Annotated in this window: 11 protein-coding genes and 1 pseudogene; 3 read left to right on the forward strand and 9 right to left on the reverse strand. The window is 31.1% G+C overall.

From position 1 onward, the window contains the following. Nucleotides 1-53 precede the first annotated feature (53 nt). From ACH2CG_RS11700 to ACH2CG_RS11730, 7 genes are all read right to left on the reverse strand, one after another. Complete coding sequence (locus ACH2CG_RS11700; protein ID WP_395065374.1) at nt 54-707, reverse strand: HIRAN domain-containing protein; 654 nt, start codon at nt 705-707, stop codon at nt 54-56. Further along, nucleotides 704-1,018, reverse strand: coding sequence for a hypothetical protein (locus tag ACH2CG_RS11705; protein WP_395065376.1), 315 nt, complete (start codon nt 1,016-1,018; stop codon nt 704-706). The genes ACH2CG_RS11700 and ACH2CG_RS11705 overlap by 4 nt, the downstream gene beginning before the upstream one ends. A gap of 27 nt (nt 1,019-1,045) precedes the next feature. Beyond that, nucleotides 1,046-1,792: a hypothetical protein gene (locus ACH2CG_RS11710; RefSeq protein WP_395065378.1), complete on the reverse strand. Its 747-nt coding sequence runs from the start codon at nt 1,790-1,792 to the stop codon at nt 1,046-1,048. 75 nt (nt 1,793-1,867) lie between these two features. After that, nucleotides 1,868-3,421 carry an aldehyde dehydrogenase family protein gene (locus tag ACH2CG_RS11715; protein WP_395065380.1) on the reverse strand — a complete coding sequence of 518 codons (1,554 nt, stop codon included), beginning with the start codon at nt 3,419-3,421 and terminating at the stop codon, nt 1,868-1,870. A gap of 229 nt (nt 3,422-3,650) precedes the next feature. After that, on the reverse strand, nt 3,651-4,205 hold the full coding sequence (locus tag ACH2CG_RS11720) for a 3-hydroxyanthranilate 3,4-dioxygenase (RefSeq protein ID WP_395065382.1): 555 nt from the start codon (nt 4,203-4,205) through the stop codon (nt 3,651-3,653). Nucleotides 4,206-4,327: 122 nt separating this feature from the next. Next, nucleotides 4,328-4,687: a hypothetical protein gene (locus tag ACH2CG_RS11725; RefSeq protein WP_395065384.1), complete on the reverse strand. Its 360-nt coding sequence runs from the start codon at nt 4,685-4,687 to the stop codon at nt 4,328-4,330. A gap of 62 nt (nt 4,688-4,749) precedes the next feature. Next, the gene (locus tag ACH2CG_RS11730) at nt 4,750-5,865 is read right to left on the reverse strand and encodes an endonuclease/exonuclease/phosphatase family protein (protein WP_395065386.1); all 1,116 of its coding nucleotides are present in this window, start codon (nt 5,863-5,865) and stop codon (nt 4,750-4,752) included. Nucleotides 5,866-6,003: 138 nt separating this feature from the next. On the opposite strand from ACH2CG_RS11730, the gene ACH2CG_RS11735 reads away from it, so the two are divergent. The 3 genes from ACH2CG_RS11735 to ACH2CG_RS11745 are packed head-to-tail and all read left to right on the forward strand — an operon-like array spanning nt 6,004 to nt 10,805. Beyond that, nucleotides 6,004-8,805 carry a carboxypeptidase-like regulatory domain-containing protein gene (locus ACH2CG_RS11735; protein ID WP_395065388.1) on the forward strand — a complete coding sequence of 934 codons (2,802 nt, stop codon included), beginning with the start codon at nt 6,004-6,006 and terminating at the stop codon, nt 8,803-8,805. A gap of 12 nt (nt 8,806-8,817) precedes the next feature. Continuing rightward, nucleotides 8,818-9,429 (forward strand): choice-of-anchor J domain-containing protein, encoded by a 612-nt coding sequence (locus ACH2CG_RS11740; protein WP_395065390.1) that lies wholly within the window; start codon nt 8,818-8,820, stop codon nt 9,427-9,429. A 17-nt stretch (nt 9,430-9,446) separates the two neighbouring features. Next, nucleotides 9,447-10,805, forward strand: a complete 1,359-nt coding sequence (locus ACH2CG_RS11745) for a DUF5689 domain-containing protein (RefSeq protein ID WP_395065392.1) — start codon at nt 9,447-9,449, stop codon at nt 10,803-10,805. Between the two features lie 260 nt (nt 10,806-11,065). Here ACH2CG_RS11745 and ACH2CG_RS11750 read toward each other — a convergent pair whose 3' ends face one another. Further along, complete coding sequence (locus ACH2CG_RS11750) at nt 11,066-11,470, reverse strand: hypothetical protein (RefSeq protein ID WP_395065394.1); 405 nt, start codon at nt 11,468-11,470, stop codon at nt 11,066-11,068. Between the two features lie 6 nt (nt 11,471-11,476). Then, nucleotides 11,477-11,891: pseudogene (locus ACH2CG_RS11755) on the reverse strand (transposase); the annotation flags it as partial.

Here is an 11,891-nt window from a genome sequence, read left to right on the forward strand (position 1 = left end):
TTACAAATCAAATTTAATTCCTTGTGCTAAAGATAAACTTTTAGTCTAATTAACTACAAACTTGCTTTTACAAAAACTCTTTTTAAAACTCCATTTTTTTCAATTCCTTGAACTTGAAGTTTAAAAGTTTTTTTTGTTTTATGGAAAACATTGCAATGAATTAGCTTAATATGCCCTAAATACAAATCATCTTTGTAAACTTTTACAGCATTTTTATCATATTGATTTTCTGGATCTAACTCATATCTTAAAAAATCACCAATATTAATATTTTCAGAGCTAATTTGAGATTCTGTTAGATTTGTAATTTCAGTAATAAATGATAAATTTTTAACAGGGTTAAAATCTGCTAAAAACTCAAAATTATCCGTTGGTAAGAGACCTTGAGTAAACGCTAACATATAAAATTTATGTTTTGCTTTGCTAACATCTACATTCCAAAAATCATAAAAATCTTTAGAATCCGTTCTTTCACTTTTTATTAATCTTTGTCCAAAGATTTGAAGAACATTTTCTGTGTATGTTTTATTAGTATCAGGAAAACCTTCGTAGTGTTCAAAACCTAATTTTTTTGCTTTTTCCACTCCTAAAACATTATATTGAAAACGAACACCTTCAGTTTCATTTTTTTTAATAGTACCAATTGAAATTCTGCTACTTCCTTTTCCTGGTCTCCAGACAAGTTGTATGTTTCCTATTGCTTTCATATTAGTTTAAAAAGAGTTTCAATTCGCAAAGTTATCAATTTAAACATCAATTTTTTTCTAGAATCTGATAATTTAAAGTTAATTAATTCTTCTGGCAAATTTGAATCAATATTTTCAATTATTTCATTGATTTTTTTGCTGTCAAATTTATACTTAACTCTATTAATAAATGATTTAGTTTCATTTGGATAATTTTTTAGAAGTAGAGCAACTAACTCAAAATGTTTTGATTTTTCGCCTAAACCGTCCCAGTGAATTTCAGATTTACCTTTGCTTATGTAAGCTTTTAACATTTGTAAGTCATTTATCATTTTTTCAACCTTTTCTTCTTCATATTCTCATCCTAAACAACAACCACTATCATATATAGGCGCAAACTTATGAAGAGTTATTTCTGAATGAAGCTTTAAATTACTTTTACTTATTTTTCTATCTTCTTTATGAAGTAAGATAAAAAATTCATTTAAAAATCTTTTGAATTTCATATCAATTTTCCCCCAAAAACTCAATTCTTTATTAGATAATTTTTTGTTTATTTCTTCTATTGCTTTCCTATAAAACATTATTACACCCCAATTTTCTTGGTGTCTATCCGAATTCCCTACTATTGAATCAAAAACAATAATTTCAATTATATTATTTATGTAAGGATTTAATTGAAAATATATTAAAGAATTTTTAATAAACTGAAAAGTGTATTTGGTCTTATCAATATCTGGATTGTATTTAGAATCAAATCCAGTTAAATAAGTTTTCCCTTCTGTTAAATTATTTTCTGAATTTAAAATCATAGATTTTGAGATACAGCCTATTTTTTGAATGTCATTTTTGTCATATGCTATATTATAGTCTAACATGTTAAACCCTAATAATTGACCAATTTTGGATGAAACAATTTCAGACCAAAATTCTGTAGGATATAAAGTTTGACCATTTTTTTTATTAATTTTTGAACCTTTAAAAAAATATTCTTCATTTGAAAATGGGTGAATTATAATTTTTTTGCTTCTTGTTCCTCCAGTATTATAATAAAGAATTTTTTGCCAATCTGTTATTTCAGTAAATGTTGTTTCAAAATTGTTCATTTGATAAATCTATAAAAAAAACGCTTAATCTAAATAGAAAAAGCGTTTTTAAATAATTCTCTATTTTTTTAAAAACTACAAATCAAATTTAATGCCTTGTGCCAATGGCAATTGATCCGAATAATTAACGGTATTTGTTTGTCTTCTCATGTATACTTTCCAAGCATCAGAACCTGATTCTCTTCCGCCACCAGTTTCTTTTTCTCCTCCAAAAGCACCACCAATTTCAGCTCCAGAAGTTCCAATGTTTACGTTAGCAATTCCACAATCTGAACCTGAAAATGACAAGAATTTTTCAGCTTCTTTCATTTCGTTGGTCATAATTGCAGACGATAAACCTTGCGCAACTCCATTTTGTTTTTCAATTGCATTTTCAACTTCTCCACTGTATTTCATTAAATATAAAACAGGTGCAAAAGTTTCGTGTTGAACAATTTCAAAAGAGTTTTCGGCTTCAATAATGGCTGGTTTTACATAACAACCCGATTCGTATCCTTCTCCTGAAAGAACACCGCCTTCAACCAATACTTTTCCACCTTCAGCTTTAGCTTTTTCAATTGCAGCTAAATAAGTGTTTACAGCATCTGTATCAATTAATGGTCCGATATGATTTTTTTGATCTAATGGATTTCCAATAGTCAATTGACCATAAGCTCCAACAATGGCATCTCTTACTTTTTCATAAACCGATTCGTGAATGATTAATCTTCTAGTTGAAGTACAACGTTGACCAGCAGTTCCAACAGCACCAAAAACAGCACCAGGAACAACTACTTTTAAGTCGGCAGTTGGTGTAATTATGATAGCATTGTTTCCACCTAATTCTAATAATGATTTTCCAAAACGTTGTGCTACTGTTGCTCCAACAATTCTTCCCATTCTTGTAGAACCTGTAGCAGAAATCAACGGAATTCTAGCATCGGTAGTCATCATTTCTCCTACTTTATAATCACCATTTATGATAGAAGAAATTCCTTCAGGTAAATTATTTGCTTTTAAAACTCCGGCGATAATATTTTGACATGCAATAGAACATAAAGGTGCTTTTTCTGAAGCTTTCCAAACACAAACATCACCACAAATCCATGCTAATGCTGTGTTCCAAGCCCAAACCGCTACTGGAAAGTTGAAAGCCGAAATAATTCCAACAACACCTATTGGATGCCATTGTTCTCTCATAACGTGACCTGGACGTTCAGACGGAATAGTTTGTCCGTTTAATTGACGTGATAAACCAACTGCAAAATCGCAAATGTCAATCATTTCTTGCACTTCGCCATATCCTTCTTGCAATGATTTTCCCATTTCGTAAGAAACTAATTTCCCTAATGGTTCTTTTAATTCTCTTAATTTATTTCCAAACTGACGAACAATTTCACCACGTTGTGGTGCTGGCATTGCTCTAAAAGTTAAGAAAGCAGCTGTTGCAGTTTGCATTACTTTTTCATAATCTGCAGCAGTTGTAGTTTTTACTTTTCCAATAAGTTGTCCGTCTACTGGCGAATAACTTTCAATAATTTCTCCGTTAGAAAAATTAACATTTCCTGTTGAAGTTCCTTCGTTGATGGATTTAACGCCTAATAGTTCTAATGCTTCGGTCATTCCGAATTGTTGTGCAATTGATGCCATTTGTATGTTTTTATTTGTGATTTATAAATTTTTGGTAAAAATAGTGGTTTATTTTGAATTTTTGGTAATTAGCCCAGACAGAAATGGAAAGCTTTTTAAAAAAGAAATGCTACTTTTTCTTGACAGAAAAGAGCGACCTTAGAAGCTCCTTTTATGGCTTAGAAAAATAGTGTTTCTTTTTAAAAACTTGGAATGTATGGCTGGATTAGCTTCTAAAAATAAGTACAACTTAAGACTCGTAATCTTTGTCTTTGTCGATAAATCTTGGGTCGGATTCCATTGTTGTGCCGCAGTTTTCGCAGGTTCTTAATTTCTTGGAATTGTAGAAATGCTTGAAATGTGGTAGGAAATCTTTTTCAATATCGTGGAGTTCAAAATAAACTTCGTAGAGTTTGTGATTACAATTATCGCAATGCCAAAGTAGTCCATCGGTGAAGCCTTTTCCGGCGCGTTTTCTTTCGATTACTAATCCTATTGAACCTTCGGATCGTACTGGTGAATGTGGTATTTTAGCTGGATTGAGATACATATCGCCTTTGGTCATTGCCATTTCTTTGCGTTCACCGTCTTCTTGAATGATGACTTTTATGTCGCCTTCGAGTTGGTAAAAAAGTTCTTCGGTTTCGTTGTAATGGTAGTCTTTTCGGGCATTTGGACCAGCGACAATCATAACGATATAATCGTCGGAATTGACATATATATTTTTATTTCCAACTGGTGGTTTTAGTAAATGGCGGTTTTCTTCTATCCATTTATTGAGGTTGAAAGGTTTTGCAATTGCCATGAGAAATTTGTTTTTACGAAGTTACGGATTTTTGCCACAAAGACGCTAAGGCACTATATTTTTTTAGAAAATTTAAATTATAAGCCTAAAAAAAGGTTAGCGCGAACTAACCTTTACAACTATTATTTAATTTCAATTTCGAGTGGATTGAAAATTTGTGGAATTTTTTTAGGATCTTTTTCATAAACGGTAATTGTTCCTTTCACGGTGATTTCTTTTCCAAGAGAATTAGCAATATCTAGTTTGTGTTCTTCAAGATATTTATTGGAAACTACAATGGTAAAAACATTGTCTGGATAGGCTTTATCGATATTGATGTAATTGGTCGATTTTCCTTCGGATGCCAACTTGAAGGAGGCAATTTTTCCTTTTAGGATAACTTCCTTACCAATATTTTCTTGGGCTTGAGCCGATGTAATTGTTTCTTGAGCAAATGAAATGGATGCTATAGATAAAAAAGCAATGATAACTAATTTTTTCATAATGATGTGTTTGTTTCTTAATTGGCATGAAAAAAGGTTAGCGTTAACTAACCTTTTTATTTTTAATTTAATTGTTTTATAAGATAGATGTAAACAGGAAAGTGATCACTAAAGCCAACTTCATTAGCTGAGTGTCTTAAGGGATATCCTTTATATTGACCCATTGTTTCTATCATAAAAGGTTTGTTGTATATTCCTGCTTTCCAATATCTAAAAGAAGAATAATCTGGTTTAACAAATTCTTCAGACACCATAATTTGATCAAAAATATCACCTGCGTCACGATAAAACAATGAAGCATTTCCGTTTTTAGCCATTTGTTCAAAAGGGTTATAGATATCTGCTGGCTCTTTCAACTCGGTTTTTTTAAGTTTGGCACCAACACCTATTTTAACGCTTTTATTATAGGATCCGTCATTTAAATCTCCCATTGTAATTATTTTTGCAAGAGGATTAATTTTAATTAATGAATCGATAATTTTTCTATTTAATGCACCAGCTGCTTCTCTAAAAGGAGAACTTTTCTTTTCGCCACCAGATCGAGATGGCCAATGGTTAACAATAATATTTATTTCTTCTCCATCAAGAAAACCTGTAACTAATAACTGATCTCTCGTGTACACTCTATCGGAAGAATTGTCAAGAACCAGATTATCATCTGTAACTTCTTCTTTTTCTTTATCCTTTTCTTTATCGTTCTTGACTTCTTTTTTTCTATAGATTAATAAAGGAATATTAGAAGCACTGATAACTTTAAAATGTTTTTTTTGATACAGTAAAGCAACATCAATACCTCTTTTATCTGGCGAGTCAAAGTGCACTATACCATAATCTAAGTTAATCATTTTTGGTTGTTTAATAAGGTCTTCAAGAACACCTCTATTTTCTATTTCACAACCTCCAATAAATGTTGGTGAATTTGCAGGATTTTCTCCAGTACCAATTTCGGTTAGAACTCTTGATAGGTTTGTTAATTTTTGCTTATACTTTTTAGAAGTCCAATGTTGTGCTCCGCTAGGCAACCATTCTTCGTCATTATTGGCTTCGTTGATTGTGTCGAACAAGTTTTCGAAGTTATAGAATGCTACAGTATGCACAATGTACTTTTTTGCTTGTGCATTTGCCCCTGATAATGCGAATAAAACAACAAAAAGGGCAATTAAGTTTTTAATTTTCATAAATTGTATATTAATTTAATGTCAAGTTTTTTACAAACTTCGAGCCAAAAGTAATACTATTATTAAAATAATGTACATTTGCCGTCTGTTAAGTTTGTATTAAGTCTTAACAATTAGAAAATTAATTTAACTTTTTTTATGAAAAAACTTGTCTTTAGTATTTTATTTGTATTGCAAGCGGTTTTAGTTTTTGCCCAATCAGGTACCGGTTTTTCTGGTAAAGTCTTGGATTCTAAAACCCAAAAACCAATACAAAATGTAGTTGCAACAATTCAGAACAGCAATTTAACCGAAATTACAGATGTAAACGGTAAATTTGTTTTTAAATCAGTAACTGTAGGAACGCAACTATTACTTATTAAAAATGTTGGATATAAAGACCAACTTATTTCTGTTGATGTAGAAAACGGAAAAATTTTAGAACTTGGAGTAATTGTTCTTGAGGAAGACATCACGCAAGAACAACAATTAAGTCTTATTACAATTACAGAAAATGACTTGGGCGATGACAATAGTGGTTCAGAAAGTACTGCTGGATTATTGCAAGCTTCTCGCGATGTTTTTCAACAAGCTGCAGCCTTTAACTGGGGTCAAGCTCGTTTTAGAATTCGTGGTTTAGATAACGAAAGTTCTACCACTATGATAAATGGTGTTACAATGAATAAACTTTATGATGGAAGACCACAGTGGAGCAATTGGGGTGGATTAAATGATGCTACAAGAAATCAAGAATTCACTTCTGGATCTGCACCATCAGATTACACATTTGGCGGAATTCTTGGAACTCAAGAAATAAACACTCGTGCTTCTATATACAGACCAGGATCAAGAATCTCTTTTTCTGGAACAAATACCAACTACAGTTGGAGAACTATGGGAACTCATGCCTCTGGAATGAACAAAAACGGATGGGCATTTGTAGTTTCGGCATCTAGAAGATGGGCACAAGAAGGTTACTTTGAAGGAACAAATTATAGCGCAAATTCACTTTTTGCTAGTGTTGAGAAAAAAATTAACGAAAATCACTCTTTGAACTTTACATCAATATATGCAGAAAACAGTAGAGCTAAGAATTCTCCTAACACACAAGAAACTACAGATATTGCTGGCGAAAAATACAACTCTTATTGGGGTTACCAAGATGGTAAAAAAAGAAATTCTAGAGTAAAAGATTTAGTTGAACCTATTTTAATATTAAACCATTATTGGAAAATAAATGATAAAACTAGATTAAATAGTTCTATCTCTCATCAATATGGAACAATAGGTAACAGTAGACTTGATTATCAAGGAACGCCAAATCCTGACCCAACATATTATAGAAATATGCCAAGTTACTTTACATCACTTTATGATACTAATGGTGTTTTAGCTCCAGATTATGTTGGTGCACAATCTGCAGCATTTTTAACAAACAGACAAATAGATTGGAATAATCTTTACAACGCCAACACGCAAAGTGTTGATAAAAGAAGTTATTACACATTGTATGAAGATAGAACAGATGATAAAACTTGGATAGCTAATACTATTTTATCAACTCAATTGGCAGACAATATCGTTTTTAATGGTGGTGCAACATATAACAGATTAAAATCTCATAACTTTCAAAATTTATTAGATCTTTTGGGAGGTAGTTATTTTCTTGATTATGATAATTATGGAACAACACCAGATCAAACACAGGCTGATTTAAACAATCCAAATAGAGTTATTAAAGTTGGTGATACTTATGGGTATAACTACAACTTAACAGCCAATAAAATTACAGCTTTTACTCAATTCAAGTTTACTTATAAAAAAGTAGATTTTTACTTAAGTCAATCTTATGATAGAGCCGAATATCAAAGAGAAGGTTTATACAAAAACGGTTATTATCCTACCAATTCATTTGGCAAAAGTGAAAAAGCTAAATATGAAAACTTTGGATTTAAAGGTGGTATAACTTATAAGATAACTGGAAGACAATTCATAAACTTGAATGGTGTTTACATGACAAAAGCGCCAACTTTAAGAAACGTGTTTGGTAATGTAAGAATAAACAACAATATAACATTGGATGTTCAAAACGAAAACATTAACAGTCTTGACGCTAGTTATATTATAAAAAACCCTACTTTTAAGGCACGATTAACTGGATTTTTTACACAAACAAAACATGCTACCGAAACTTCATTTTTCTTTGCTGACGGTGTAAGTATTGATGATGGAAATCCAGATACTGTAGATGTTACTAGTGCTTTCGTAGCAGAAACGGTAAGCAACATTAGTAAAAGAAATATTGGTGTAGAGTTAGGATTAGAATATCAAATTTCCTGTACTATAAAAGCTACATTTGCAGCAAATTATGGTGAATATATTTATGATAACAACCCAACAGTTAGATTAAACGTAGATGCAAGAGCTACAGCAGCAGACACATATCCTGTAGCAGATTATGGAGAAGCTACTTTAAAAAATTATAAACTAGCTGGTATGCCTCAATCGGCAGCTGCATTAGGTTTAGAATATAGAGATCCAAAGTTTTGGTGGATTGGTGCTAATGTTAATTATTTAGCTAATTCATATATAGACGTTGCGCCTATTACAAGAACGAAAGTTTTCTTCTATGATCCTGCAATTGGAAATGGTGTTCCATTGATAGATGCCAATGATGAAAGAGCAAGAGAATTATTAAAACAAGAAAAATTCAATGATTTTACTTTAGTAAATTTGACTGGTGGAAAATCATGGAAAATTAAAAGTTACACGTTTGGATTATTTGCCTCAGTAAACAATGTATTTGATGTTGTTTACAAAACTGGTGGTTTTGAACAAGCTCGTAACTCAAGTTATTTACAACTAAATCAAGATGTTTCTAGCGGAACACCTGCTTTTGCTCCTAAATATTTTTATGGATACGGAAGAACTTATTTCTTAAATTTATATATTAACTTCTAAAAAGTAATAAAAATGAAAAATACAAAAAAAATATTATTTTCACTTTTTGCAATTAGTCTTCTTTCTTTGACTGGTTGTACTAAAGACGAGGACTTTGAATTGTATAGCGTAAAAAAAACCATTTTTCACGAAGAGTTTACTAACAGTCAAGACGGTACAATCTTAGACACGCCTTTATGGGCAAATGTAGCTCAAACAGGAACTAAAAAATGGTCTGAACAAGTTTATAGTGATAATGGATATGCTGAATTCACTTCATATCAATCTGGACAAGCAGTAAACGTTGGTTGGCTTATTTCTCCTCCTATTGACATGAACAAACAAGATGGAGAAAAATTAGTTTTTCAATCGGCTCAAAATTTCCTAAAACTAGCCGATAATAGTTTAGAGCTTATGGTTTCTACTGACTATGACGGTACAAATTTTTCAACCTCTAGTTGGGAAAAACTAAATGCTATTGTACCAACTCCCGAAACAGAAAAATATCTTTTTATCAATTCTGGAGAAATTGATTTATCGCAATACTCTGGAACGCTTTATTTTGCTTTTAGAGTTAGAGGTTCTGGTACAAATACCAACTTAACAGGAACATACCAAATAGATAACATTAGAATATTTTATTAATAATAAAAATAGTAAAAATGAAAATAAGATTAATAAAATTTAGCCTAGCTATTGCATTGATTGCCACAACTTTTTCAAGTTGTGTAAATAATGACGAAAAATATGATGTTCCTACACAAGGAATTACTACCTATGATCTAGTTAGTACTAAAACAGTGTCTAGTTTAAGCTTGGCTGCAACTGCTGCACCTGTTCTTTATACTGCAGATGACATTATTGAAGCCTATGTAACCTCGTCAGACGAGACTGGAAATTTTTACAATTCAATTTCTTTCCAGACCATACCTACAAACAGTACTGCGCCAATAGGATTTAGTGTATCTGTATCTTTAAAATCATACATGAAAGGGTTTACACCCGGAAGAAAAGTTTATATAAAGTTAAAAGGTTTATATACTGCTATTGTTGATGGTTCATTAAAAATTGGAAGTTTATATAATGGTGCAATTGGTAGAATTTCTGAAAATGAATGGCAAAAATATCTTTTTGTTTCTTCAACTATTGTTCCTGAAGACAACATGGTACGTACTCTAACTTTGGCAAATGCTATACCAACAAGTGTTACCCTACAGAATATAAATTTAAATACCTTAATTGAACTTGATAACGTTCAATTTACAGACGGATCATTATCAAGAACTTACTACGATGTAGATTCTGGTGGTGGCGCAACTAACCACAATATAGTTTCTACTACTGGTGGTACAACTAGATATTTTAGAGTGAGCAGTTATTCTTTATTCTCTAAAAGTAATGTTCCGGCAGGAAGAGGAAAACTAAGAGGTGTAATGACTAAATATGGTACAGATTATCAATTTTTGGTACGTTATGAAAGTGATGTTAGATTAACAAATCCAAGATTATATACCTTTAGTGGTTCATTTACAGAAAACTTTGAAAGTTATGTTGCTAGTAATAAATTTTTTACCAACTACTTAAACTTTTCTACAGAAGGAACAAAAGATTGGATTGTTAAAAGTTCTAGTGGCAAATTTATTGAAATGTCATCATTTGGCGGAAATATAGAAAACAATAAATCTTACTTTATAGTACCTGTAGATTTCACAGCTGCTAACAGCCTTACATTTCAAGTTAGAGCAGGATTTTACACTGGCGGACTCGGATTAAAAGTGTACAGAAGTTCTAATTATGTTCCAGGAGCTAAAATTTCTGATGCAACCTTATATGACATTACAACAAATTTCAGTAGCCTTCCTACAGCAAATGGAACAGTATTTGCAAGCGCAGGTACTTATACGCTTCCTGCAAGTTTAACTGGTAATGGCTATTTCATTTTTGAATATACTGGAACAAACAAAGCGTCTGGACCACCATTAACTACGAATTGCGATATTGATAATATTGTTGTTAACTAGTTTATATTAGACATTAAAGCGAAAAAGCTTCCAGATTGGAAAATGCCCCAAAAAGTTAGACACTATTTGGGGCATTTTTTATGGTAATTAAAAATTTGATATTCATCAAATTATAAAATAAATGATGTATTCTTATTAAAATATCACTTATAAATTTTACAAAAGGAAGTATTTATACTTAATTAAAATTAAGAATAACAAATTAACAAATTACTGTTTACTATTCCTTTATAATTAGCTCTTATGTATTAAACCATATACTATTTAGTCATAACTAAACTATCTGGATTAAAAGCATCGAACATCAATTTAATTTTATGTTGTTCAATTCCCTTATATTTTATACCCGTCAAATTCTCTATCATAAAACAAGAAAAACCTTCATAGTCACCATTGTTGCCAACATTTTTACATAATATAAATTTTTCGTCATAATTTTGAAGTATTCCAGTTTCGTGATGATTGTCATTAAAATAAAATTGAACAACATATTTTTCGGCAATCAATTCAGGAAAAAAATATACTAATTCATTCCCTCTTTTTAAGATAGTTAATTGATGTTCATGATATAATAAATCTTTGGATAATTTATTTAAACATTCTAGCTTTATTTGGTATTTGTCATCATAAACCCGATAGCGCGGATTTGCAATCCGTGCCCACAATCAAAGTTAAAACAAATTTAACAAAATAACCTCTAAATCATTCTCTAAACCTGCATAATTTCTGGTTGAACTAAATAATAATCCTCTGGTAAAGTGACTACTTTATCTTTTACAGGATTATTGTGAATATAGTTAACCTTTTGTTTTATAAACCAATTGGTTTCTATTATTTCAGCATGATAGCCGTCTTGCCATACTTTATACGTTTGTTCCCTCTTTAAATGTTTACAGACTTTTTCAAAATATGCCAAAAGCCATTCCCTTCTGCTTTCAGGCTCGTTTATTATAGTTTGAATAATTTTCTTTGACGTATGCTTTTTGAAATCACGCATTATATCCGACAAAATAAAACCATTAGTTGCTTTGCAAAGCATATGAATGTGACTGTGCATAATGCAATAGGCGTATATTTCTAGCCCTT

This window comes from Flavobacterium sp., from assembly GCF_043778725.1.
In the GTDB taxonomy this organism is placed as follows: domain Bacteria; phylum Bacteroidota; class Bacteroidia; order Flavobacteriales; family Flavobacteriaceae; genus Flavobacterium.

Bases quoted from the DNA above. Each gene is read 5' to 3' on its own strand.
- ACH2CG_RS11720 (WP_395065382.1), bottom strand. From the start codon at position 4,205: ATGGCAATTGCAAAACCTTTCAACCTCAATAAATGGATAGAAGAAAAC.
- ACH2CG_RS11705 (WP_395065376.1), bottom strand. From the start codon at position 1,018: ATGATAAATGACTTACAAATGTTAAAAGCTTACATAAGCAAAGGTAAA.
- ACH2CG_RS11710 (WP_395065378.1), bottom strand. From the start codon at position 1,792: ATGAACAATTTTGAAACAACATTTACTGAAATAACAGATTGGCAAAAA.
- ACH2CG_RS11745 (WP_395065392.1), top strand. From the start codon at position 9,447: ATGAAAATAAGATTAATAAAATTTAGCCTAGCTATTGCATTGATTGCC.
- ACH2CG_RS11740 (WP_395065390.1), top strand. From the start codon at position 8,818: ATGAAAAATACAAAAAAAATATTATTTTCACTTTTTGCAATTAGTCTT.
- ACH2CG_RS11735 (WP_395065388.1), top strand. From the start codon at position 6,004: ATGAAAAAACTTGTCTTTAGTATTTTATTTGTATTGCAAGCGGTTTTA.
- ACH2CG_RS11700 (WP_395065374.1), bottom strand. From the start codon at position 707: ATGAAAGCAATAGGAAACATACAACTTGTCTGGAGACCAGGAAAAGGA.
- ACH2CG_RS11725 (WP_395065384.1), bottom strand. From the start codon at position 4,687: ATGAAAAAATTAGTTATCATTGCTTTTTTATCTATAGCATCCATTTCA.
- ACH2CG_RS11730 (WP_395065386.1), bottom strand. From the start codon at position 5,865: ATGAAAATTAAAAACTTAATTGCCCTTTTTGTTGTTTTATTCGCATTA.
- ACH2CG_RS11715 (WP_395065380.1), bottom strand. From the start codon at position 3,421: ATGGCATCAATTGCACAACAATTCGGAATGACCGAAGCATTAGAACTA.